Genomic DNA, 23,208 nt, shown 5'->3' on the forward strand with positions numbered 1-23,208 from the left:
ACCGAGGGAACGGCACCCCCACCGGCAGGTGTCAGCGGGCCTCGACGGGAACGAAGTCGCGCTCCACCACGCCCGTGGCCGTGCCCACCCGGGGGCAACCCCCGGACCCCCGGCCGAAGCAGCCGCAGACCAGGGCACACAACCAGCGGCGGCACCGAGGGAACGGCACCCCCACCGGCAGGTGTCAGCGGGCCTCGACGGGAACGAAGTCGCGCTCCACCACGCCCGTGTAGATCTGGCGCGGGCGGCCGATGCGGGAACCCGGCTCCTTGATCATCTCGTGCCACTGGGCGATCCAGCCCGGGAGGCGGCCGAGGGCGAACAGGACCGTGAACATCTCGGTCGGGAAGCCCATGGCCCGGTAGATCAGGCCGGTGTAGAAGTCCACGTTCGGGTAGAGGCTGCGCGAGACGAAGTAGTCGTCGGAGAGCGCGTGCTCCTCCAGCTTCAGCGCGATGTCCAGCAGCTCGTCGGACTTGCCGAGAGCGGAGAGGACGTCGTGCGCGGCGGCCTTGATGATCTTGGCGCGCGGGTCGAAGTTCTTGTAGACCCGGTGGCCGAAGCCCATCAGGCGGACGCCGTCCTCCTTGTTCTTCACCTTGCGGATGAAGGAGTCGACATCGCCGCCGCTCGTCTGGATGCCCTCCAGCATCTCCAGGACGGACTGGTTGGCGCCGCCGTGCAGCGGGCCCCAGAGCGCGGAGATACCGGCGGAGATCGACGCGAACATGTTCGCCTGCGACGAGCCGACCAGGCGGACCGTCGACGTCGAACAGTTCTGCTCGTGGTCCGCGTGCAGGATCAGCAGCTTGTCGAGCGCGGCGACGACGACCGGGTCGAGCTCGAACTCCTGCGCCGGCACGGAGAAGGTCATCCGCAGGAAGTTCTCGACGTAGCCGAGGTCGTTGCGCGGGTAGACGAACGGGTGGCCGATCGACTTCTTGTACGCGTACGCCGCGATCGTCGGGAGCTTCGCGAGCAGGCGGGTCGTGGAGAGGTTGCGCTGCGTCTCGTCGAACGGGTTGTGGCTGTCCTGGTAGAAGGTGGACAGCGCCGAGACGACCGACGACAGCATGGCCATCGGGTGGGCGTCGCGCGGGAAGCCCTTGTAGAAGTTCTTGACGTCCTCGTGCAGCAGCGTGTGCTGCGTGATGTCGTTCTTGAAGGTCGAGAGCTCGTCGACGGTGGGCAGCTCACCGTTGATCAGCAGGTAGGCCACCTCCAGGAAGGTGGAGCGCTCGGCCAGCTGCTCGATCGGGTAGCCGCGGTAGCGGAGGATGCCCGCCTCGCCGTCGAGGTAGGTGATGGCGGATTTGTACGCGGCGGTGTTGCCGTAGCCGCTGTCCAGCGTCACCAGGCCGGTCTGGGCCCGGAGTTTGCCGATGTCAAAGCCCTTGTCGCCGACGGTGCTGTCAATCACCGGGTAGGTGTACTCGCCGTCGCCGTACCGCAGTACTACAGAGTTGTCGCTCACGTCTTCCCTCACCGACGTTGTGCCTCATCTTCGAGGTTGCCCTGACTGTCTCTACCCTCCCCCATTCGGCTCAGGAGAGTGCACTCGGGGTCGACCATTGGGCCTATCGGCGGCACTGAGTGCCGCCAACCTGTCATCCTGCCCGCTGTTTTCCCCATCTGGAAGTGCTCTGTGACCTTCACGACTCATTTGATCGATCATTTTTTTCGGTGCCTCATGAAACGGCAGGTCAGAAGGGGGGCGTGCCGGAGGCCGTAAGCGGGTTCAGAAGCCGGATCCCGCGAGCCGGAAGTCGAGTGCCGTGCAGCGCCGCCCGGCCGACACCGTGCGCACCGCCTGGCCGATCGCCTTGCGCGAACCCACCAGGACGACCAGCCGCTTGGCACGGGTCACCGCCGTATACAGCAGATTCCGCTGGAGCATCATCCATGCTCCTGTCGTGACGGGGATCACCACCGCGGGATATTCACTGCCCTGTGAACGGTGGATCGTCACCGCGTACGCATGCGCCAGTTCGTCCAGTTCATCGAACTCGTACGGCACCTCCTCGTCCTCGTCAGTCAGCACCGTCAGGCGCTGGTCGACCGGATCGAGCGAGGTGACCACGCCCACGGTGCCGTTGAAGACACCGTTCTCCCCCTTCTCGTAATTGTTGCGAATCTGGGTGACCTTGTCGCCGACACGGAAGACCCGGCCGCCGAACCGCTTCTCCGCGAGATCGGGGCGTCCGGGGGTGATGGCCTGCTGGAGCAGGCCGTTCAGCGTGCCGGCGCCGGCCGGGCCGCGGTGCATGGGGGCCAGCACCTGGATGTCCCGGCGCGGGTCGAGCCCGAATTTGGCCGGAATCCGCTGGGCCGCCACATCCACGGTGAGCCGGCCGGCCGCCTCCGTGTCGTCCTCGACGAAGAGGAAGAAGTCCTTCATGCCGTCGGTGAGGGGGTGCTGCCCGGCGTTGATCCGGTGGGCGTTGGTCACCACGCCCGACTGCTGGGCCTGCCGGAACACGCGCGTGAGACGGACGGCGGGGATCGGGCCGTCCACGGCGAGCAGGTCCCGCAGGACCTCCCCGGCGCCGACGCTCGGCAGCTGGTCCACGTCCCCGACGAAGAGCAGATGGGCGCCCGGCGGTACGGCCTTGACCAGCTTGTTGGCCAGCAGCAGGTCCAGCATGGACGCCTCGTCGACCACCACCAGGTCGGCCTGGAGCGGCCGGTCCTTGTCGTAGGCCGCGTCTCCGCCGGGCTTGAGCTCCAGGAGGCGGTGCACGGTGGAGGCCTCGGCGCCGGTGAGCTCGGCGAGGCGCTTGGCGGCACGGCCGGTGGGGGCGGCCAGCACCACGCGCACCTTCTTCGCCCGCGCCAGCTCGACGATGGACCGGACCGTGAAGGACTTGCCGCAGCCGGGGCCGCCGGTGAGGACCGCGACCTTCTGGGTCAGGGCCAGCTTGACGGCGGCCTCCTGCTCCGGGGCGAGGTCGGTGCCCGTACGGCCCCTGAGCCAGCCGAGCGCCTTGTCCCAGGCCACCTCACCAAAGCCCGGCATCCGCTCCTCGTCGGTGCGCAGCAGCCGCAACAGCTGGGCGGAGAGGGAGAGTTCGGCCCGGTGGAAGGGGACGAGATAGACGGCGGTGACGGGTTCCGAGGCACCGTCGGCTCCCGGCACCTTCTCCCGTACGACACCGGGGTCGCCGCCGTCCTGCGGGACCTGTGCGAGTTCGGCCAGGCATTCGATGACGAGCCCGGTGTCGACCTGGAGGAGCTTGACCGCGTCGGCGATCAGCTGTTCCTCGGGGAGGTAGCAGTTGCCCTGGTCGGTGGCCTGCGACAGGGCGTACTGCAGGCCCGCCTTGACGCGCTCCGGGCTGTCGTGCGGGATGCCGACGGACTGGGCGATCTTGTCGGCGGTGAGGAAGCCGATGCCCCAGACGTCGGCCGCGAGGCGGTACGGCTGGTTCTTCACGACCGAGATCGAGGCGTCGCCGTACTTCTTGTAGATGCGAACGGCGATGGAGGTGGACACCTCGACGGTCTGCAGGAAGAGCATGACCTCCTTGATCGCCTTCTGTTCCTCCCAGGCGTCGGCGATCTTCCTGGTCCGCTTGGGGCCGAGCCCCGGCACCTCGATGAGCCGCTTGGGCTCCTCCTCGATGATCTTCAGGGTGTCCAGCCCGAAGTGCTGGGTGATGCGGTCGGCGAAGACCGGGCCGATGCCTTTGACCAGGCCTGAACCGAGATAGCGGCGGATGCCCTGGACGGTGGCCGGCAGCACCGTCGTGTAGTTCTCGACGGTGAACTGCTTGCCGTACTGCGGGTGGGACCCCCAACGCCCCTCCATCCGCAGGGACTCACCGACCTGCGCACCGAGCAGCGCGCCGACCACGGTGAGCAGGTCGCCGCCGCCTCTTCCGGTGTCGACGCGGGCGACCGTGTAGCCGTTCTCCTCGTTGGCGTAGGTGATCCGCTCCAGGACGCCTTCGAGCACGGCCATGCGTCGCTCGTCTGTGGTGGCCCCCGCCTGATTGGACATGGTCCGACGCTACCGGTCGGGTCCGACAACGCGAGGAACCCTCGGGCGAAGCGGCCTCCGGCCGTCACGCCGACTGCGACTTCACATGGTCGAGGACCGCCTGGAACTCCGCGGTCGGCGAGAACTCCACGAACTCGCAGTCCTCAAGGGCCACGGGGACATGGCCGGGGCCCCAGTAGTACGCCTGGCCCGCCTCGTAGTACTCCTCGCCCTCGGGCGTCAGCATCCGCAGCCGGCCCTTCAGCAGGTATCCCCAGTGCGGGCACGGACAGGCGTCGTCCGCCAGGCCCTTGAGGGCGGGGCCCATGTCCGTGCCCTCGGGCAGGCTGATGTAGCCGACGGACATGCCGCCGCCGATGGACCGGGTGCGCACCTCCACGCCGTCGCCGCCGAGGGTGATGGGTACGTCGTCGTGAGTCGCTGCCGTCATGGCTCCTCCGCTCCGGCCCACGAAGGGCCCTCGGGACGCCCCCCGCTCCTCCAGGCTGAACCGCCCGGCAACGGGCCGCGACATCACGATCCGGTTTCGGGATGTGGTTGAGGGCTTGATTAACCCCCGTGTAATCGATTCCAATCCTTCGTACACGTCGATGTAATCGATTCCACGAGCATCCACAAGGAGGTGGAGCGGCGATGGCGAGCATCAAGGACGTCGCTGCCGAGGCGGGGGTCTCCGTCGCCACGGTCTCGCGGGTCCTGAACGACCATCCGTCGGTCAGCGCCGAGGCACGCACGCGCGTGCTGGCCGCCGTCGAGACCCTGGGCTACCGCCCCAACGCCGTCGCCCGTTCGCTGCGCACCGACCAGACCCACACCCTCGGCCTGGTCATCAGCGACGTGCTGAACCCCTACTTCACCGAGCTGGCCCGCTCCGTCGAGGAGGAGGCCCGCGCGCTCGGCTACAGCGTCATCATCGGCAACGCCGACGAGCGGCCCGACCTGCAGGACCACCATGTGCGCAACCTGCTGGACCGCCGTATCGACGGCCTCCTCGTCTCCCCCACCGACGGCGGCTCGCCGCTGATGCTGGACGCCGCGCGGGCGGGGACGCCGATGGTGTTCGTCGACCGGTGGATCCCGGGCGTGGACGTGCCCGTCGTGCGGTCGGACGGGCGGGCCGCCGTACGGGACCTGGTGGCGCATCTGTACGGGCTCGGGCACCGGCGGCTCGCGATCATCGCGGGACCGGCGGCGACCACGACCGGACGCGAGCGCGTGGAGGCCTTCCGGGAGGCGCTCGGTGTGTACGGGCTCGAACTCCCGGACGCCTGCATAGGCCAGGGCGACTTCCAGGCCGAGAGCGGGTGGCGGGTCACCGAGGGCTTCCTCGACCTGCCCGAGCCGCCCGAGGTCGTCTTCGCGGCCGACAACCTGATGGCGCTCGGCGCGCTGGACGCCGTACGCGCGCGTGGGCTGCGCGTACCGGACGACCTCGCGCTGGCCGCGTTCGACGACATCCGGTGGTTCGTGCACACCGATCCGCCGATCACCGCCATCGCCCAGCCGACGGGCGAGTTGGGCCGGGCCGCCGTACGGGCCCTGGTGGACCGCATCGAGGGCCGCCCCGGTGAGTCCGTCACCCTCCCCGCCCGCCTCGTCGTACGCCGCTCGTGCGGCGAGAACCCCACCCCAGTGCAAAGGAGCACGTCGTGAGCGACCCGGACGAGTTGCTGCGCATCGAGGGCATACGGAAGACCTTCCCGGGCGTGGTCGCGCTGGACGGCGTCGACTTCGATCTGCGCCGGGGCGAGGTGCACGTACTCCTCGGTGAGAACGGCGCGGGCAAGAGCACCCTCATCAAGATGCTCTCCGGTGCCTACACGCCCGACGCCGGGCGGATCCTGGTCGGCGGTGCGGAGACCCGCATCCACGGTGCGCAGGACTCCGAGCGGCTCGGGATCGCCACCATCTACCAGGAGTTCAATCTCGTACCCGATCTCACGGTCGCCGAGAACATCTTCCTGGGGCGCCAGCCGCGCCGCTTCGGAGTGATCGACCGCAAGCGGATGGAGGCCGACGCAGAGGTCCTGCTGAAGCGGGTCGGCGTCAAGGTGTCGCCCCGCGCGCGTGTGCGGGAACTCGGCATCGCGCGCCTGCAGATGGTCGAGATCGCCAAGGCGCTGAGCCTGAACGCGCGCGTGCTCATCATGGACGAGCCGACCGCCGTGCTGACCGCCGAGGAGGTCGAGAAGCTCTTCGCGATCGTGCGCACGCTGCGCGAGGACGGCGTGGGGGTCGTGTTCATCACGCACCACCTGGAGGAGATCGCCGCCCTCGGCGACCGGGTCACGGTCATCCGCGACGGCAGGTCCGTCGGACAGGTCCCCGCCTCCACCCCGGAGGACGAACTCGTACGGCTCATGGTGGGCCGCTCGATCGAGCAGCAGTACCCGCGCGAACGGGCCGACCGGGGAGCCGCGTTGCTCACCGTCGAGGGCCTCACCCGCAACGGCGTCTTCCACGACATCGGCTTCGAGGTGCACGCCGGTGAGGTGGTCGGCATCGCCGGGCTGGTCGGCGCCGGCCGTACCGAGGTGGTGCGGGCGGTGTTCGGGGCGGACCCGTACGACAAGGGGGCCGTGAAGGTCTCCGGGGCCTCCTTGAGGCGCCACGACGTCAACGCGGCCATGGCGGCCGGGGTCGGGCTGATTCCCGAGGACCGCAAGGGCCAGGGGCTGGTGCTCGATCAGTCGGTGGAGGAGAACCTCGGTCTGGTGACCATGCGCGCCGCCACGCGCGCGGGGCTCGTCGACCTCAAGGGCCAGCGCGAGGCCGCCGCGAGGATCGCCGGGCAGCTGGGCGTGCGGATGGCCGGCCTCAGGCAGCATGTGCGCACGCTCTCCGGCGGCAACCAGCAGAAGGTCGTCATCGGCAAGTGGCTGCTCGCCGACACCAAGGTGCTGATCCTCGACGAGCCGACGCGCGGCATCGACGTCGGCGCCAAGGTCGAGATCTACCAGCTCATCAATGAACTCACGGCCTCCGGCGCCGCCGTACTGATGATCTCCAGCGATCTGCCCGAGGTGCTCGGCATGAGCGACCGGGTGCTGGTGATGGCCCAGGGCCGGATCGCGGGCGAACTCTCCGCCGACGAGGCCACCCAGGACTCCGTGATGGCCCTCGCCGTCAGCAACCCCACGTCCGAGAAGGAGGCCGCTCGTGGCCACTGACACGCTCAAGAGCTCTACGGGCGCCGGTGGCGCCGCCGGCGGCGTGCGCCGTCTGCTGCTCGAGAACGGCGCGCTCACCGCGCTGATCGTCCTCGTCGTCGCCATGTCGGCGCTGTCGGGCGACTTCCTGACCACCGACAACCTCCTGAACGTCGGCGTCCAGGCGGCCGTGACCGCGATCCTCGCCTTCGGCGTCACCTTCGTGATCGTCTCGGCGGGCATCGACCTCTCGGTCGGTTCGGTGGCGGCCCTGTCGGCCACCGTGCTCGCCTGGAGCGCGACCGCGCACGGGGTGCCGGTCGTCATAGCGGTGCTGCTGGCCGTCGCGACCGGCATCGTGGCCGGTCTGGTCAACGGCTTCCTCATCTCGTACGGCAAGCTCCCGCCGTTCATCGCGACGCTCGCGATGCTCTCGGTGGCCCGCGGTCTGTCGCTGGTGATCTCCGAGGGCTCCCCGATCGCCTTCCCCGACTCCGTCTCGCACCTCGGTGACACGCTCGGCGGCTGGCTGCCGGTGCCGGTGCTCGTGATGGTCGTGATGGGCCTGATCGCCGCGTTCGTGCTGGGCCGGACCTACATCGGGCGCTCGATGTACGCGATCGGCGGCAACGAGGAGGCCGCTCGCCTGTCCGGGCTGCGGGTGAAGAAGCAGAAGCTCGCCATCTACGCCATGTCCGGCGTCTTCGCCGCCGTCGCCGGCATCGTGCTGGCCTCGCGGCTGTCCTCCGCGCAGCCCCAGGCCGCCGACGGCTACGAGCTGGACGCCATCGCCGCGGTCGTCATCGGTGGCGCCTCGCTCGCGGGCGGCACCGGCAAGGCCTCCGGCACGCTGATCGGCGCGCTGATCCTGGCGGTGCTGCGCAACGGCCTGAACCTGCTGAACGTGTCCGCCTTCTGGCAGCAGGTCGTCATCGGCGTCGTGATCGCGCTGGCGGTGCTGTTCGACACGCTGCGCCGCAAGGCGGGGGCGAGTCCGGTGGCGGGCGGTACTTCGCCGGGGGGCAAGGGCAAGCAGGCGGGGACGTACGCGCTCGCGGCGGTCGTCACCGTGGCGATCGTGGGCGCGACCTCCTTCCTGCACAACGGATCCTCCTCGTCGTCCACCCAGAAGATGGGGCTGTCCCTGTCGACCCTGAACAACCCCTTCTTCGTGCAGATCCGGGCCGGCGCCGAGGCGGAGGCGAAGAAGCTGGGTGTGGACCTGACGGTGACGGACGCCCAGAACGACGCCTCCCAGCAGGCCAACCAGCTGCAGAACTTCACCAGTTCCGGCGTCGGCGCGATCATCGTCAACCCGGTGGACTCGGACGCGGCGAGCAACTCCGTGAAGGCCGCCGACAAGGCGAACATCCCGGTCATCGCCGTGGACCGCGTGGTCAACAACGCCAAGACGGACACCCTGGTCGCCTCCGACAACGTCGCCGGCGGTGAACTCGCCGCCAAGTCGATCGCCGAGAAGCTCGGCGGCAAGGGCAAGGTCGTGATCCTCCAGGGCCAGGCCGGCACCTCCGCCGCCCGTGAGCGGGCGCAGGGCTTCGCGAACGGCCTCAAGGCCTACCCGGGCATCCAGGTCGTCGCCCAGCAGCCCGCCGACTTCGACCGCACCAAGGGCCTCGATGTGATGTCGAACCTGCTCCAGGCCCACCCGGACGTCCAGGGCGTCATCGCCGCCAACGACGAGATGGCCCTCGGCGCGATCAAGGCCCTGGGCTCCAAGGCCGGCAAGTCGGTCTCGGTGGTCGGCTTCGACGGCACACCGGACGGCCTGAAGGCGGTCGAGGGCGGCACGCTGTACGCGTCCGTCGCACAGCAGCCGACCCAGCTCGGCAGGATCGCCGTGGACAACGCCCTGAAGGCGCTCGAGGGCGAGAAGGTCCAGCAGACCGTCAAGGTGCCGGTGAAGGTGGTCACGAAGGAGAACGTGGCGGGCTTCAGCGGCTGACGACCGGCTCGACATCGGTGAACGGCGAACGGGCGGGCGGTCGTTGGAGCAGCATGGAACTGCCGGCGACCGCCCGCCGCACGTCACTACGGGGACCTATCAGGGGAGCGATCTCATGTACGACTACGACCTCCTGGTCGTAGGGTCGGCCAACGCCGACCTGGTGATCGGCGTCGAGCGCCGGCCGGGGGCCGGCGAGACCGTGCTCGGCTCCGATCTGGCCGTCCACCCGGGCGGCAAGGGTGCCAACCAGGCCGTCGCGGCCGCCCGGCTCGGGGCCCGGACGGTCCTGCTGGCACGGGTCGGCGACGACGCGCACGGCCGGCTGCTGCTCGACTCGCAGCGGGAGTCCGGCGTCGACACGGTGGGCGTCCTGGTCGGCGGCGCGCCGACCGGCGTCGCACTGATCACGGTGGACCCGTCCGGGGACAACAGCATCGTGGTCTCGCCGGGGGCGAACGGCAGACTCACCCCCGAGGACGTACAGGCAGCCGCGAGCCTCTTCCAGGCGTCCCGGGTGGTGTCGGTCCAGCTGGAGATCCCGCTGGATGCGGTCGTGGAGGTGGTCCGCAGCCTGGCGGACGGCAGCCGCTTCGTCCTGAACCCCTCCCCGCCCCGGCCGCTGCCGACCGAGGTGCTGGCGGCCTGCGACCCGCTGATCGTGAACGAGCACGAGGCGAAGGTGATCCTCGGCGACTCGGCGGTGGGCGAGTCGCCTGCGGACTGGGCGCGGATCCTGCTGGCCAAGGGCCCTCGCTCGGTGGTCGTGACCCTGGGCGCGGACGGGGCGCTGGTGGCGTCGGCGGCGGGTGTGACACGGGTGGCGTCGGTGAAGGTGGACGCGGTGGACACGACGGGCGCGGGCGACGCGTTCACGGCCGCGCTGGCCTGGCGGCTGGGGACGGGCGAGTCCCTCGCCGAGGCGGCGGCGTACGCGGCGCGGGTCGGTGCGGTGGCCGTGACGAGGCAGGGCGCGCAGGTGTCCTTCCCGACCGCGGCGGAGGTCGAGGCCCTGTGAAGAAGGCCGGAATCCTGAACCGCCACCTCGCCGGCGCCCTCGCCGAGCTGGGCCACGGCGACGGTGTCCTGGTCTGCGACGCGGGCATGCCGATACCCGGCGGCCCCCGGGTCGTGGATCTGGCGTTCCGGGCCGGGGTGCCGTCGTTCGCCGAGGTACTGGACGGTCTGCTGGCCGAGCTGGTCGTGGAGGGCGCGACGGCGGCGCAGGAGGTCCGCGACGCCAACCCTGCGGCGGCCGCGCTGCTGGAGGGGGAGTTTCCCGGCCTGGCGCTGGTCCCGCACGAGCGGCTGAAGGAGCTGTCGGCCGGTGCGCGGCTGGTCGTACGGACCGGGGAGGCACAGCCGTACGCGAATGTGCTGCTGCGCTGCGGGGTCTTCTTCTGACGGCGCCGGGGGCGACGAGCTGAGAGCCCCGGGAACGTTTCGAGGGGCCCGGTCCGTCGACCGGGCCCCTCGGCTTTCCCCTCCCTCAGAACCCCCGCGATCCCCCCAGATCCCCCTCCGAGAAGTCCTGATGCCAAGTACGACCGGCAAGGCGGGGCAAGGGTTGTACGGATTCCGAGGATTTTTTTCGGCGCATTCTCGATCCGCGTCGGGGTGCCGGTAAAACCGGGCAGACGTAGCGTTTCAGACATGCAAGAGCTAGACGAAAACCCCCTCACATCCCTCCAGGACGATGTGCTCGACGAGCTCGGCGACGATCTGATCGGAGACATCGCGCGGCTGCTGGGCACGGACGAGTCCGGTGCCCGGCAGGTGATCTGTACGACGGTGTCGGCGCTGTCCGACGAGGCGGAGACCGTGGCGACGCCGCACGACGCCCCGCTCACCGGCGTGGCCACCGTGGGCGGCTTCGCGACCGGCGGCCTCATGGCCGGGCTGCTGGCCGAGGAGGCGCAGCCGGTCGCAGGCGCGGTGTCCCGGAAGACGGGGCTGCCGGCCGGACCGGTGGCCCGGACGGTCGAGATGGTTATTCCGGGCGTGCTGGCGGTGCTCACGAAACGGGCGGCCGGGAAGTAGGCCGCCGCGCCCCGACGCCGACGGCCCGGCGCCGACGGCTGGTGAGCCGTCGACGCCCCGGACCGCGTGCGCTAGGCCGTGTGTTCCACGAACCGCGCCGCCGTCTCCGCCAGCACCTCCCGCCCGTCCCGCGCCCACAGCCCGTCGTTGAACAGCTCGACCTCGATGGCGCCGTCGTAGCCCGCCGCCGCCACGTACCCGAGCCACTCCCGCATGTCGACCGCCCCGTCCCCGATCTGACCGCGCCCGGTGAGCACGCCTTCCGGCAAGGGGGTCGTCCAGTCGGCGAGCTGGAAGCTGTGGATACGGCCACCCGCGCCCGCACGGGCGATCTGCGCCGGCGCCGTGTCGTCCCACCAGATGTGGTACGTGTCGACCGTGACGCCGACCTGCCGAGCCGGGAAGCGTTCCGCAAGGTCGAGCGCCTGGGACAGGGTCGACACCACGCAACGGTCGGCGGCGTACATCGGGTGCAGCGGCTCGATGGCGAGCTTCACTCCGCGCTCCTCGGCGTACGGGCCGAGCCCGCCCAGCGCGTCGGCGATCCGCTCCCGCGCGCCGTGCAGGTCCTTGGACCCGGCGGGCAGGCCGCCGGAGACCAGCACCAGGACGTCCGCGCCCAGCGTGGCCGCCTCGTCGACGGCCCGGCGGTTGTCGTCCAGCGCCGCCGCCCGCTCGGCCGGGTCGATCGCCGTGAAGAAGCCGCCGCGGCACAGGGTGGTGACCGTCAGGCCCGCGTCGCGGACCAGCTTGGCCGTCGCCTCCAGGCCGTACGACTGGACGGGCTCGCGCCACAGCCCGACGTTACCGATGCCCAACCGGCCGCACTCCTGGACCAGTTCGGGCATCGACAGCTGCTTGACGGTCATCTGGTTGATGGAGAAACGCGAGAGATCCCCGGTGCTCACTGGGCCACTCCGTACAGGTCGAGCAGGTTCTTCATCCGTTCCTCGGCGAGCTTCGGGTCCGGGAACAGGCCCAGTCCGTCGGCGAGTTCGTAGGCACGGGCGAAGTGCGGGAGGGAGCGGGCCGACTGCAGGCCGCCGACCATGGTGAAGTGCGACTGGTGGCCGGCCAGCCAGGCCAGGAAGACCACGCCCGTCTTGTAGAAGCGGGTGGGCGGCTGGAACAGGTGCCGGGACAGTTCGACCGTCGGGTCCAGCAGCTCCCGGAATCCGGCCACGTTCCCGGTGTCGAGGACGCGCACCGCCTCGGCCGCCAGCGGACCCAGCGGGTCGAAGATGCCGAGCAGGGCGTGGCTGAAGCCCTTCTCGTCGCCCGCGATCAGCTCGGGGTAGTTGAAGTCGTCGCCCGTGTAGCAGCGCACGCCCTGCGGGAGGCGCCGGCGGATGTCGATCTCCCGCCGGGCGTCCAGCAGCGACACCTTGATGCCGTCCACCTTGTCCGGGTGCGCGGCGATGACCTCGAGGAAGGTGTCCGTCGCCGCGTCCAGGTCGGACGAGCCCCAGTAGCCCTCCAGCGCCGGGTCGAACATCGGGCCGAGCCAGTGCAGGATCACCGGCTCGGCGGACTGGCGCAGCAGATGGCCGTAGACCTCCAGATAGTCCTCGGGGCCCTTCGCCGCCGCGGCCAGCGCCCGCGAGGCCATCAGGATCGCCTGCGCCCCGCTCTCCTCGACGACGGCGAGCTGCTCCTCGTAGGCCGCGCGGACCTCCACGAGAGATCCGGCGGCGATCTGGTCGGTGCCGACGCCACAGGCGATACGGCCGCCCACACCACGGGCCTCCGCCGCGGACCGCCGGATCAGCTCGGCCGCGCCCGCCCAGTCCAGGCCCATCCCGCGCTGGGCGGTGTCCATGGCCTCGGCGACGCCGAGCCCGTGGGACCACAGATGGCGGCGGAAGGCGAGGGTGGCGTCCCAGTCGACGGCGGCGGGCGAGTCGGGGCTCGTGTCGGCGTACGGGTCGGCGACGACGTGCGCCGCCGAGAAGACCGTACGGGAGGTGAAGGGCGAGCCGGGAGTGACGGCGAGGGGCTCCTGGCGGGGTTCGTACGCCCTGATGCCCCCCTGGAAGTCCGGGAGTTGGATCGTCACAGCTGGATCTCCGGTACGTCGAGACGGCGGCCCTCCGCCGAGGACTTCAGGCCCAGCTCGGCGAGCTGGACGCCGCGGGCGCCGGCGAGGAGGTCCCAGTGGTAGGGGGCGTCGGCGTAGACATGCCTGAGGAACAGCTCCCACTGGGCCTTGAAGCCGTTGTCGAAGTCGTCGTTGTCCGGGATCTCCTGCCACTGGTCGCGGAAGGAGTAGGTGGCCGGGATGTCCGGGTTCCAGACCGGCTTCGGTGTCATGCTGCGGTGCTGGACACGGCAGTTGCGCAGCCCCGCGACGGCGGAGCCCTCGGTGCCGTCCACCTGGAACTCGACGAGCTCGTCGCGGTTGACGCGCACGGCCCAGCTGGAGTTGATCTGCGCGATGGCGCCGCCGTCGAGCTCGAAGATGCCGTAGGCGGCGTCGTCGGCGGTGGCGTCGTAGGGCTTGTCGTTCTCGTCCCAGCGCTGCGGGATGTGCGTGGTGGCGATGGCCTGCACGGACTTCACGCGCCCGAAGAGCTCGTGCAGCACGTACTCCCAGTGCGGGAACATGTCGACGACGATGCCGCCGCCGTCCTCCGCGCGGTAGTTCCAGGACGGGCGCTGCGCGGTCTGCCAGTCGCCCTCGAAGACCCAGTAGCCGAACTCGCCGCGGACGGACAGGATCCGCCCGAAGAAGCCGCCGTCGATGAGGCGCTTGAGCTTGCGCAGGCCCGGGAGGAACAGTTTGTCCTGGACCACGCCGTGCTTGATGCCGGCGTCGGCGGCGAGCTGCGCCAGTTCCAGCGCGCCCTCCAGCCCGGTGGCCGTCGGCTTCTCGGTGTAGATGTGCTTGCCGGCGGCGATCGCCTTCCTGATCGCCTCCTCGCGGGCGGAGGTGACCTGGGCGTCGAAGTAGATCTCGACGGTCGGGTCGGCGAGGACCGCGTCGACGTCGGTCGAGATGTTCCCGGCGTCCAGGCCGTGCTGCTCGGCGAGCGCCTTCAGGGCGTACTCGCGGCGCCCGAGAAGGATCGGCTCCGGCCACAGCACGGTGCCGTCGCCGAGGTCGAGGCCGCCCTGCTCGCGGATGGCCAGGATGGAGCGGACCAGGTGCTGGCGGTAGCCCATGCGCCCGGTCACACCGTTCATGGCGATACGCACCGTCTTGCGTGTCACGTCATTCCCTTCGTAGGTGTCGTACGCAGCGTTCGTGCGCGATTCGTACGCGGTTGTGCGCGCCAAGTACGCCCCTACCCTGCTGAGCGTCACAGCAAGCGCTTTCTATCTGATGAGAAGCTAGCCTCTGAGCAGCGGTGTAGACAAGACCGTGACGGGGTTGAGTTGTTCGAGGGGACGAACAACCGGGGTTCTTGGCCTTAAGGTCTGCTCGACATACACGGAACCGCGACTGCGGATGGCCTGTCTACGAGGGGGCAGGTCCTGTCTGTGAACACGTGGTGAGCACGCATGTACGACAGGTGGTACGACGAGATGCGCGACCGGAGGACGACGAGATGACGGTGACCCTGGCGGACGTGGCGGCCCGCGCCCAGGTCTCGCCCGCGACGGTGTCGCGCGTGCTGAACGGGAACTACCCCGTCGCCGCCTCCACCCGGGAGCGGGTGCTGCGCGCGGTGGACGATCTGGACTACGTACTGAACGGTCCGGCGAGCGCGCTGGCCGCCGCCACCTCCGACCTGGTCGGCATCCTGGTCAACGACATCGCCGACCCCTTCTTCGGGATCATGGCGAGCGCGATCCAGTCGGAGATCGGGGGTCCGGGGGGCCGGGCGGGCGGCGAGCGCCTGGCCGTGGTCTGCAACACCGGGGGTTCGCCGGAGCGCGAGCTCACGTATCTGACCCTGCTCCAGCGGCAGCGGGCGGCCGCGGTCGTCCTGACCGGCGGTGCCGTGGAGAACGCGCCGCACGCGGCGGCCGTCGCGGCCAAGCTGCGCAAGCTGACGGACGCCGGGACACGGGTGGTGCTGTGCGGGCGGCCGCCGGCTCCGGACTCCGGCGCCTTCGCCCTGACCTTCGACAACCGCGGCGGCGGACGCGAGCTGACCGAGCACCTGATCAGGCTCGGACACCGGCGCCTCGGCTACATCGCCGGCCCGGAGGAGCGCACGACCACCCGGCACCGACTGGAGGGCCACCGCGCCGCACTCAAGGCGCACGGCATCGAGGAGGACGCCCGCTGGACGGTGTACGGCCGCTACGACCGGCAGTCCGGCTACGAGGCCACGCTTGAACTGCTGCGCCGGGACCCGTCGTTGACCGCGGTGGTGGCGGCGAACGACTCCGTCGCGCTGGGGGCGTGCGCGGCCCTGCGGGATTCCGGGCTGCGGATTCCGGAGGACGTGTCGGTCGCCGGGTTCGACGACCTGCCGTTCAGCGTCGACACGGTGCCTTCGCTGACGACGGTGAGGCTGCCGTTGTCGGAGGCGGGGGCACGGGCCGGACGGATCGCGATGGGGCGGGAGGAGCCGCCGCCCGGGGGGATTGCGACCATTCGCGGGGAGTTGATGGTTCGCGGGTCTGGTGGGGGGCCTCGGGTGTAAGGGGTAAGTGGGGGAGCCGGGGCTTGGGTGTAGTTGGGTGTAGTTGGGTGTGCGGGGGGAGTCGCCGGGGGCTTGGGTGTAGGGGGAAGTCGGCGTATGCCGGGGGCTTCGGGCGCGGGGAAGCCGGGCGTGAGTTGCGGGGCTTGGGGCTTGACAGGAAGCCGGGCGGAAGCCGCGAAGGCCCTCGGCTTCACGGGAAGCCTTGACGGCAGGCGCTGCCTCAAGCTGCGGGTCCATGAACTCCAGCCTGCCGCAGGGGAGTTCGATCGGCCACCGGAAGTCCCTCCCTACGCATCCGGGGGAACCGGCGCCCCCGAACCGCTGAGCTGCCCCATCAAGGTCTCCATGTCCGACGCGAAGATGTCGTCGATCTGGGGGACCGCCACGTTCTGAGGGCGGCGAACGCGCTGCGGACGAGGTCGACGGGGGGCCGATCGAGTCGGTGGCTCCGCTGCGTGGTCATGGTGCTTTCCTCGTGCTTCCCTCGAGGTAGGTGCTGACAGCCACCCGGTCGAGAGCGTGACGTCGCGGCAAGGTCAACCACGGCTCGGACGAGATCCCTCCGGCGAAGCCCCTGCCGAATCTGCCGTTCCGCGTCTATGACTCTCCCACCGATGAGTTTCCGGCCTCGTCCCGGTCTCCTCCGCCGTCCTCACCCGAGCGAGAAACAGGAGTGACTCCCATGCGCATCGCGATCACCGAATTCATCAGCCTCGACGGCGTCGTCCAGGCCCCCGGCGGTCCCCAGGAAGACACCGACGGCGACTTCGCGCACGGCGGCTGGTCGCATCCGTACTTCGACGCGGAGGTCCTCGGCGGCGCCTTCGACGCGGGGCTCGGGAGGGCCGAGGCGCTGCTGTTCGGGCGCCGTACCTGGCAGACCATGGCCGCGGCGTGGCCGGAGCGGGCCGGGGATCCCTTCGCCGACCGGATGAACTCGATCAAGAAGTACGTCGTCTCCAGCACCCTCACCGACGCCGACCTGACCTGGAACAACACGACCCTCATCCCGGGCGCCGAGGCCGTCGCGCGGGTGCGGGAGCTGCGCGCGTCGGAGGGCGGCGATCTGGCGATGATGGGCAGCCCCACCCTCGTACGGACCCTGATCCAGGAAGGGCTGGTCGACGAGCTGCAGCTCATCGTCATGCCGTTGCTGCTCGGCGGCGGCAAGTCGATCTTCCCGGCCGACGGCGGGAAGCGCCCGCTGGAACTGGTCTCCACGACCGGCGCCAAGACCGGCGCGCAGGTGTGCGTCTACCGGCCCGCCGCCGAGGGATAGCCGCCGGGGGGTGGCCGCCGAGGCGCGGACGTCCTAGGCTCGACCCACGGAACCTCTGACTGAGTCAAACATTCGGCATCATCGGCAGGCAGCTGCCGCAGAGTCCACGGGGTCGACGATCATGACCGTTCACGACATCCGCGCCTTCAACCGCTTCTACACGAACGTCATCGGCGCGCTCGACTACAGCCGCCACCTCTACGCCCCCTACACGCTCACCGAGTCCCGCGTCCTGTACGAGCTCGCGCACTCCCCGCGGACGGACGCCGCCGACCTGCGGACCGAGCTGTCCCTGGACGCCGGGTACCTGAGCCGGATCCTGAACAAGTTCGAGCAGGACGGGCTCATCGAGCGCACCCCCTCCCGGCAGGACCCGAGGCGCCGGCGCGTCACGCTCACCGCACGCGGCCGGGAGACCGGCAAGCTCCTGGAGGAGCGGGCGAACGAGTCGGTCGGCTCGCTGCTGTCGACCGTGCCGGCCGCCGACCGGCCACGCCTCGCCGAGGCGATGACGACCGTCCGCACGATCCTGTCCGACGGCCGCCCTCCCCGCCGCGAGGACGTCCTGCTGCGCGAGCCCGGCCCCGGCGACCTCGGCTGGATCGTCCAGCGCAACGCCGCGCTGTACGCCGCCGAGTACGGCTTCAACGCCGACTACGAGGGGCTGGTCGCGAGGATCGTCGCCGACTTCGCGGAGGACCACGACCCCCACCTGGAGCGGGTGTGGATCGCGGAGCTGGACGGCCGTCCGGTGGGCTGCGTGATGTGCGTACGCGACGAGGCGCCCGCCACGGCCCGCCTGCGGCTGCTCCTGGTCGAGCCCGACACACGCGGCCTCGGCATCGGCGACCGCCTCGTCACGGCCGTCGTCGACTTCGCCCGCGGCGTCGGCTACCGCGACCTCGTCCTGTGGACCAACGACATCCTGACCGCGGCCCGCCGCGTCTACCAGCGCCACGGCTTCGTCCTGACCGCCGAGAAACCCCACCGCTCCTTCGGCCAGGACCTGAACGGCCAGGACTGGCGTCTGGATCTGCAAGGTGGGCCGGAGTGACCTGCCGGGTCACGTCGTCGACCAGTTGCCGTCGCGCACCTCGTAGACCTGCACTCGCCGGGTGATGGCGTCGCCGTAGCGATCGAAGCCGACCCGTCCCATCACTCCGTCGAATTCGACGGCCTGCAGGGCCTTCCGCAGGTCCTCGCGGGCCGTCGTGGGCAGCTCGTCTCCGGTGATGCGCACGCCCTCCTTGAAGGCACGTATCAGTGCCCAGGTGGCGTCGTAGGCGTATCCCCCGTAGGGGCCGTAGGGGGCCGAATAGCCGGCCTTCTTGTAGTCGGCGATGAACGACGCGGCGGATTCGAGCTTGTCCGGCAGGACCCCGGCGACGGTGCAGATGTCACCTGTCCCGACGCTGCCCACCCGGGAGATGTAGTCGCTGGAAAAGAGACCGTCACCGCCCGCCATCCGGATTTCGGGGTCGGCTGAGTGCAATTGCTCGCTCAGCAGGGCCCCGGCACCGTAGTCGCCGCCGAAATACACGACGTCGGCGCGGGCGGCACGGGCCCGTTTCACCTCCTCCGTGAAGTCCCGCTGGTCATGGTCCACATGGGTCTCGCCCACGACATCTCCGCCCTTCTGACGGAACGCCGCCTTGAAGGTCTCCGCCAAGGACAGGCCGTAGGTTCGTCTGTCGTCGATGACGAAAGCCTTGCGCCGTCCGTCCCATTCGAAGAGATGGTCGGCCGCGGCCGGCCCCTGCTCCATGTCGTTGGCCACCACGCGAAAATAGGTGTCGTACGGCCTGGACCGTTTGCCGGCCAGCCAGTCCGCGCCCAGAGTGAGGTCGGGGGCGGAGTTCGCCGGCGAGATCTCAGGCAGTCGGGCATCGGACATGTATTTCTGCGTATCCGCCGCGATGCCGGAGCCGAGCGGCCCCACTACACCGACGACGCCGGAGTCGGCGACGAACCTGCTGGCCACCTCCCGCCCCGTGGCCGTCTGGCTCTTGTCGTCCCTGGCCTGGATCTTGAAGGTGACTCCCGGGACGAAGTCGTCCTCGTTCGCCTTCTCCACCGCGAGCTCGGCCGAGTTCTTGATTCCCTCTCCCAGCTCAGCGAAATCGCCGCTCAGCGGGACGCTCACGCCGAGCTCCACGCTGAGGTCGTTCCTCGCGTCCGCGGCGCCCCCCGATCCCGCGTCGGCGGACGATCCGCCCTTCCGTGCCCCGTCAAGGAGGGAGTCCAGTGTCAGCGGAAGAGTCCCGAGCGCGGCCACCAGAGCCGTTGACACCGCCATCACGACGGTCCTGCGTCTGAGGCGGGCCCGGCGTCTCTGGATGTTCGCGGGGGCCTCTGCCGCACTGTCCGTGGCCGGTGTGTCCTCGGCGGGCGCCTCCTCGGCCGGTCGGTGGCGGTTGCGCGCCAGCGCGATCGCACCCGCCGTGTTGCCGTTGCGCTGCTGCGGCTTCGGCCGGCCCTTGGCCACCAGGGCGCCGTACAGATGCTCGTACAGCGTCATCATGGTGAGCAGTGGCGGTGCCTCCGGGATCCCGTGTTCGAGCGCGTCGATCAGCTCGCCGGTGAACGCGGTGTACGTCTCCCCCGGTGGTGCCAGCGCCGTCCTGGTCTCGGAGGTCGCGGTCAGCACGAACGTACCGCTGATGTCGGACATCCCGCCGAGCCCCGAGGTCGACATCGCTCCGTTCAGGGCGAGGCCGCTCCAGCAGCAGTCCAGGATCACGACCTTGCGGCGCGCCCGGCTCTGCGGGCCGAGCAGGGGCTCACGGATGTCCTGGTAGCGCAGGGCGCTGTAGAGATGCCGGGGGTTGGTGCGAGGGAGGGCCAGGTAGAGCTCGTTGGACTGGTCGTGCACGAAGCCGTGCCCCGCGTAGTAGACGAGCAGGGTGTCCTCGGCCTCTTCGGCGAGGCGGGCGACCTCTCCCAGCGCCTGTTCGCGGTCGGGTTCCGCGAGCACGTGCACATGCTCGGCCTTCAGACCCCACACCTCGGGGTCGCGCAGGAGCTCCGCCAGCCGCGTGAGGTTGCTGGCGACGGCCGGCAGCGGTTCGAGGCCGGGGTCGGTGAAGGAGTGCGCGCCGATCAGCAGTGCTCTGCTGCGCGCGGGCTCCGAGAGTTCGCTCATGACCGCGGTTCCTCGGGGCCGGACGCCGTCGGGGCCGCCGTGTCGTCGTCCGGCTCGGTGGCCGGGGTGGTCAGCTGCCGCACCAGCCGTGCGATCTGCTCCGCGTCGGCGCTCCGCACGGTGACGGTGACGCCGTCGCGTTCCACCTGGACACTCGGTCCGTTCACCCGCGAATGGCGCCAGGTCGCCACGGCCAGGAGCAGTCCGCCGAGACCCACCGCGTTGCTGAGCACGACGTCGATCAGGTCCAGGCCGGAGCCCATGGCTCCCGGTGTCGCGTTCCTCGCCCGCAGGACGAGGGTCTCGCCCGCGGTGTCGGGGTCTCGTAACAGGAAACGGTGCAGAGCGCGAAGCTGTCCGCCGTCGTCGTCGAGCACGCTGATTCCGAGCCGCATGCTTCCCCCTCGCACGCTCACGCCCCCGCCGGTTTCGGCATCATGCGGGTGATTTTCGGCATCATAGCGACGCCTCGGACCCCGGGCGTCGACTGTGGAAAAGCCGTTCCGTGAGCGGTCGGCCGCGGAATGCGAAGGTTCCAGCGCGGGGAGAGTCCGCGCGGGGCATCCTGACCCCGCGATCGTCCGGCCGGATGTGCGTCCCTCCGTTTCCCTGGCAAGGTGGATGCATGAAACTGGCGTTCTCCACCCTCGGCGTCCCCGGTCTCCCCCTCTCCGACGTGCTGCGGCTCGCGACCGCGTGCGGGTATCACGGGGTCGAGTTGCGCACGCATCCGGAGGAGCCCGTGCATCTGGGGCTCGGGCCCGCCGAACGGGCGGACGTGGCGGCCGAGTTCAAGGCCGCCGGTGTCGAGCTGGTGGGGCTCGCCGGGTACGTGCGGGTCGCCGCGCCCGGGGACGACGGGCCCGTGATCGAGGAGATGCGCCGGCTCGTCGATCTCGCCCATGACCTCGGTGCGCCCTTCGTCCGGGTCTTCCCGGGCGCCGATCACGAGCAGAGCCGGCAGTCGGCGGACGCGATCGCCGCGCGGCGCCTCGGTACGGCCGCGGAGTACGCCGCCGACATCGGCGTACGGATTCTGCTGGAGACCCATGACTCGCACGGCACGGCCGCCGACTCGATCCGCGTGCTCGGTCTGGTGGGGCACCGGCACGTGGGCTCGCTGTGGGACGTCATGCACACCTGGCTGGGCGGCGAGCAGCCCAGCGAGAGCTACGCGGCCCTCGCCCCGTACCTCGGCTACGTCCAGGTCAAGGACATCGCCTCCGCCGACGACACGACCCCCCTGCCGCTCGGCGCCGGGGTGCTGCCGCTCGCCGAGTGCGTGGAGGTCCTCTCCCGGCACGGCTGGGAGGGCTGGCTGTGCTGGGAGTACGAGAAGCGGTGGTACGAGGAGGCCGCGCCGCTCGACGGGCTGCTGGACCAGGGCCGGGAGCACCTTTCGCGGTTGCTGAACGAGTCGGCGTAGGCCCGCTCCTGCCGGTAATTCACTGGCCCGCCGCGACGGGCGCCGTATAGCGTCCCCCCTCGTGCCCGAAACCGCCCCCCGCCCTGTCCTGCCGTCGTGAGCCTCGCGCGTACGTTGATCGACGTAGCGCCGTTGCGGACCTCGCCCGTCTTCCGACGGCTGCTGATCGGGCGGACGGTGTCCGTGCTCGGCAGCTTCATGACCATGGTGACGGTCATGTACCAGGTCTGGGACCTGACGCACAGCACGGTCTGGAGCGGTGCGGTCGGGCTGGCGCAGGCCTTGCCCATGGTGTGCGTGGGCCTGTTCGCCGGGGCGTGGGTGGATCGCGGGGACCGGCGGCGGATCTTCCTGATCGCGACCGTCGGGCAGGCGGTCTGCGCGCTGCTGCTCGCGGTGCAGGGCTTCACCGGCGGCGTACCGGTGGGCGGGATCCTCGCGCTGGTGGCCGCCGGGGCCTGCTTCGGCGCGGTCGGCGGCCCTGCGGCGGGCGTGTTCGTGCCGCGGCTGCTGCCGAAGGAGCAGGTGGCGGCGGGGCTGGCCCTCAACCAGGTCACCGGTCAGGCGATGATGCTGCTCGGCCCTGCGCTGGGCGGGCTGTTCCTCGGCTGGTTCGGCATCGGCGTCTGTTATGTGCTGGACGCCCTCAGCTTCGGTCTCGCCTTCTACGGCGCCTTCGGCCTGCCCACGCTGCAGCCGGAGGGCGAGCCCTCGCGGGCCGGGCTGCACGGCGTCCTGGACGGACTGCGCTTCCTGGCCGGCCACCGGGTGGTGCGCGGCGCGCTGGTCACCGACCTCGCCGCCACCGTCCTCGCCATGCCGGTCAGCCTCTTCCCGCTGGTCAACGCCGAACGCTTCGGCGGCGACCCGCGCACCCTCGGCCTGTTCCTGTCGGCCGTGGCGGTCGGCGGCGTCACGGCGACGGCCCTGTCGGGCTCGGTGACGCGGCTGGGACGGCCCGGCCTGGTGATGCTGTGCGGGGCGGGGACCTGGGGCGCGGCGCTGGCCCTGTTCGGTCTGATGACCGACCCCTGGGTGGGGCTCGGGCTGCTGGTGGTGGCCGGTGCCGCGGACGCCCTGTCGGTCGTGTCGCGCAGCACGATCGTCCAGACCCGCACCCCGGACGCCCTGCTCGGCCGGGTCACGGCCGCCGAGCAGATCGTCGGCCAGGCGGGCCCGCACCTGGGCAACCTGCGCGGCGGCCTGGTCGCCGGCTGGTCCTCCGGCGCGACGGCCCTGATCACAGGCGGGCTGCTGTGCGTGCTGGCGGTGGCCTACGTGGGTGCGGGCACGCCGGAGCTACGGGACGGGACGGCGGCGCCGGAGCTACGGGACGGTACGGCTACGCCGGACTCGCCATGACCTGCCTCGCCGGATCGGGACACGGCGGCCGGCCCACCGGACCACGCCCCGCACCGGCGCCCAGGCAGGCGCCCCCCGAAGCCACAAGGCCCGACAGTCACACCAGACGCACCACAAGCGGCACCCCCGGACCGAGACACGGCGGCCGGCACCCCGCACCACGCCCCGCACCGGCGCCCAGGCAGGCGCCCCCCGAAGCCACAAGGCCCGACAGTCACACCAGACGCACCACAAGCGGCACCCCCGGACCGA

The 23,208-nt window shown here is 70.6% G+C and carries 19 protein-coding genes; 11 read left to right on the plus strand and 8 right to left on the minus strand.

Annotated features, from left to right (window positions below):
* Nucleotides 1–184: 184 nt before the first annotated feature.
* The 3 genes from ACFQ6S_RS37755 to ACFQ6S_RS37765 form a co-directional block, all read right to left on the minus strand.
* Nucleotides 185–1,474, minus strand: coding sequence for a citrate synthase (locus ACFQ6S_RS37755; RefSeq protein ID WP_383419756.1), 1,290 nt, complete (start codon nucleotides 1,472–1,474; stop codon nucleotides 185–187).
* Nucleotides 1,475–1,738: 264 nt separating this feature from the next.
* On the minus strand, nucleotides 1,739–4,000 hold the full coding sequence (locus ACFQ6S_RS37760; protein WP_383419758.1) for an ATP-dependent RecD-like DNA helicase: 2,262 nt from the start codon (nucleotides 3,998–4,000) through the stop codon (nucleotides 1,739–1,741).
* A gap of 64 nt (nucleotides 4,001–4,064) precedes the next feature.
* On the minus strand, nucleotides 4,065–4,430 hold the full coding sequence (locus tag ACFQ6S_RS37765) for a hypothetical protein (protein WP_383419760.1): 366 nt from the start codon (nucleotides 4,428–4,430) through the stop codon (nucleotides 4,065–4,067).
* Nucleotides 4,431–4,633: 203 nt separating this feature from the next.
* Here ACFQ6S_RS37765 and ACFQ6S_RS37770 point away from each other — a divergent pair, with 203 nt between their 5' ends.
* The 6 genes from ACFQ6S_RS37770 (at nucleotide 4,634) to ACFQ6S_RS37795 (ending at nucleotide 11,152) form a co-directional block, all read left to right on the plus strand.
* A complete protein-coding gene (locus tag ACFQ6S_RS37770) occupies nucleotides 4,634–5,653 on the plus strand; it encodes a LacI family DNA-binding transcriptional regulator (RefSeq protein WP_383419762.1) in 1,020 nt (339 codons plus the stop codon).
* Nucleotides 5,650–7,170 carry a sugar ABC transporter ATP-binding protein gene (locus ACFQ6S_RS37775; protein ID WP_383419764.1) on the plus strand — a complete coding sequence of 507 codons (1,521 nt, stop codon included), beginning with the start codon at nucleotides 5,650–5,652 and terminating at the stop codon, nucleotides 7,168–7,170. The genes ACFQ6S_RS37770 and ACFQ6S_RS37775 overlap by 4 nt, the downstream gene beginning before the upstream one ends.
* Nucleotides 7,160–9,112, plus strand: coding sequence for a substrate-binding domain-containing protein (locus ACFQ6S_RS37780; protein WP_383419766.1), 1,953 nt, complete (start codon nucleotides 7,160–7,162; stop codon nucleotides 9,110–9,112). Before ACFQ6S_RS37775 ends, ACFQ6S_RS37780 begins: the two co-directional genes overlap by 11 nt.
* 115 nt (nucleotides 9,113–9,227) lie before the next feature.
* On the plus strand, nucleotides 9,228–10,130 hold the full coding sequence (locus ACFQ6S_RS37785; protein ID WP_383419769.1) for a ribokinase: 903 nt from the start codon (nucleotides 9,228–9,230) through the stop codon (nucleotides 10,128–10,130).
* A complete protein-coding gene (gene rbsD, locus ACFQ6S_RS37790) occupies nucleotides 10,127–10,516 on the plus strand; it encodes a D-ribose pyranase (protein ID WP_383419771.1) in 390 nt (129 codons plus the stop codon). Before ACFQ6S_RS37785 ends, rbsD begins: the two co-directional genes overlap by 4 nt.
* Before the next feature lie 249 nt (nucleotides 10,517–10,765).
* Nucleotides 10,766–11,152 (plus strand): DUF937 domain-containing protein, encoded by a 387-nt coding sequence (locus tag ACFQ6S_RS37795; RefSeq protein WP_383419773.1) that lies wholly within the window; start codon nucleotides 10,766–10,768, stop codon nucleotides 11,150–11,152.
* 71 nt (nucleotides 11,153–11,223) lie between these two features.
* Here ACFQ6S_RS37795 and ACFQ6S_RS37800 read toward each other — a convergent pair whose 3' ends face one another.
* From ACFQ6S_RS37800 to ACFQ6S_RS37810, 3 genes are read right to left on the minus strand one after another with little or no spacing between them, the layout of a single operon-like run.
* Nucleotides 11,224–12,060 (minus strand): sugar phosphate isomerase/epimerase family protein, encoded by an 837-nt coding sequence (locus ACFQ6S_RS37800; RefSeq protein WP_383419775.1) that lies wholly within the window; start codon nucleotides 12,058–12,060, stop codon nucleotides 11,224–11,226.
* Nucleotides 12,057–13,208, minus strand: a complete 1,152-nt coding sequence (locus ACFQ6S_RS37805; RefSeq protein WP_383419777.1) for a dihydrodipicolinate synthase family protein — start codon at nucleotides 13,206–13,208, stop codon at nucleotides 12,057–12,059. The genes ACFQ6S_RS37800 and ACFQ6S_RS37805 overlap by 4 nt, the downstream gene beginning before the upstream one ends.
* Nucleotides 13,205–14,362 (minus strand): Gfo/Idh/MocA family protein, encoded by a 1,158-nt coding sequence (locus tag ACFQ6S_RS37810; protein ID WP_383419779.1) that lies wholly within the window; start codon nucleotides 14,360–14,362, stop codon nucleotides 13,205–13,207. Before ACFQ6S_RS37810 ends, ACFQ6S_RS37805 begins: the two co-directional genes overlap by 4 nt.
* A 338-nt stretch (nucleotides 14,363–14,700) precedes the next feature.
* On the opposite strand from ACFQ6S_RS37810, the gene ACFQ6S_RS37815 reads away from it, so the two are divergent.
* From ACFQ6S_RS37815 to ACFQ6S_RS37825, 3 genes are all read left to right on the plus strand, one after another.
* Complete coding sequence (locus ACFQ6S_RS37815) at nucleotides 14,701–15,747, plus strand: LacI family DNA-binding transcriptional regulator (RefSeq protein WP_383419781.1); 1,047 nt, start codon at nucleotides 14,701–14,703, stop codon at nucleotides 15,745–15,747.
* A gap of 682 nt (nucleotides 15,748–16,429) precedes the next feature.
* A complete protein-coding gene (locus ACFQ6S_RS37820) occupies nucleotides 16,430–17,026 on the plus strand; it encodes a dihydrofolate reductase family protein (RefSeq protein WP_383419783.1) in 597 nt (198 codons plus the stop codon).
* A 121-nt stretch (nucleotides 17,027–17,147) separates the two neighbouring features.
* Nucleotides 17,148–18,080 (plus strand): GNAT family N-acetyltransferase, encoded by a 933-nt coding sequence (locus ACFQ6S_RS37825; RefSeq protein WP_383419785.1) that lies wholly within the window; start codon nucleotides 17,148–17,150, stop codon nucleotides 18,078–18,080.
* Nucleotides 18,081–18,089: 9 nt separating this feature from the next.
* Here the strand turns inward: ACFQ6S_RS37825 and ACFQ6S_RS37830 are convergent, their stop codons facing one another.
* Nucleotides 18,090–20,168, minus strand: coding sequence for an ABC transporter substrate-binding protein (locus tag ACFQ6S_RS37830; protein ID WP_383419787.1), 2,079 nt, complete (start codon nucleotides 20,166–20,168; stop codon nucleotides 18,090–18,092).
* Nucleotides 20,165–20,563, minus strand: coding sequence for a hypothetical protein (locus ACFQ6S_RS37835; protein WP_383419789.1), 399 nt, complete (start codon nucleotides 20,561–20,563; stop codon nucleotides 20,165–20,167). The genes ACFQ6S_RS37830 and ACFQ6S_RS37835 overlap by 4 nt, the downstream gene beginning before the upstream one ends.
* 230 nt (nucleotides 20,564–20,793) lie before the next feature.
* Here ACFQ6S_RS37835 and ACFQ6S_RS37840 point away from each other — a divergent pair, with 230 nt between their 5' ends.
* Both ACFQ6S_RS37840 and ACFQ6S_RS37845 read left to right on the plus strand, forming a co-directional pair.
* Nucleotides 20,794–21,594 (plus strand): sugar phosphate isomerase/epimerase family protein, encoded by an 801-nt coding sequence (locus tag ACFQ6S_RS37840; RefSeq protein ID WP_383419791.1) that lies wholly within the window; start codon nucleotides 20,794–20,796, stop codon nucleotides 21,592–21,594.
* 96 nt (nucleotides 21,595–21,690) lie between these two features.
* Entirely contained in the window at nucleotides 21,691–22,956 is a 1,266-nt protein-coding gene (locus ACFQ6S_RS37845; protein WP_383419793.1) for an MFS transporter, read from the plus strand.
* Nucleotides 22,957–23,208 lie beyond the last annotated feature (252 nt).

The sequence above is a fragment of the Streptomyces sp. NPDC056479 genome (genome assembly GCF_042795335.1).
In the GTDB taxonomy this organism is placed as follows: domain Bacteria; phylum Actinomycetota; class Actinomycetes; order Streptomycetales; family Streptomycetaceae; genus Streptomyces.

Coding starts and splice junctions, on each gene's coding strand:
- ACFQ6S_RS37815 (WP_383419781.1), top strand. CDS start 14,701: ATGACGGTGACCCTGGCGGACGTGGCGGCCCGCGCCCAGGTCTCGCCC.
- ACFQ6S_RS37840 (WP_383419791.1), top strand. CDS start 20,794: ATGAAACTGGCGTTCTCCACCCTCGGCGTCCCCGGTCTCCCCCTCTCC.
- ACFQ6S_RS37785 (WP_383419769.1), top strand. CDS start 9,228: ATGTACGACTACGACCTCCTGGTCGTAGGGTCGGCCAACGCCGACCTG.
- ACFQ6S_RS37825 (WP_383419785.1), top strand. CDS start 17,148: ATGACCGTTCACGACATCCGCGCCTTCAACCGCTTCTACACGAACGTC.
- ACFQ6S_RS37795 (WP_383419773.1), top strand. CDS start 10,766: ATGCAAGAGCTAGACGAAAACCCCCTCACATCCCTCCAGGACGATGTG.
- ACFQ6S_RS37760 (WP_383419758.1), bottom strand. CDS start 4,000: ATGTCCAATCAGGCGGGGGCCACCACAGACGAGCGACGCATGGCCGTG.
- ACFQ6S_RS37770 (WP_383419762.1), top strand. CDS start 4,634: ATGGCGAGCATCAAGGACGTCGCTGCCGAGGCGGGGGTCTCCGTCGCC.
- ACFQ6S_RS37830 (WP_383419787.1), bottom strand. CDS start 20,168: ATGAGCGAACTCTCGGAGCCCGCGCGCAGCAGAGCACTGCTGATCGGC.
- ACFQ6S_RS37765 (WP_383419760.1), bottom strand. CDS start 4,430: ATGACGGCAGCGACTCACGACGACGTACCCATCACCCTCGGCGGCGAC.
- ACFQ6S_RS37835 (WP_383419789.1), bottom strand. CDS start 20,563: ATGCGGCTCGGAATCAGCGTGCTCGACGACGACGGCGGACAGCTTCGC.
- ACFQ6S_RS37820 (WP_383419783.1), top strand. CDS start 16,430: ATGCGCATCGCGATCACCGAATTCATCAGCCTCGACGGCGTCGTCCAG.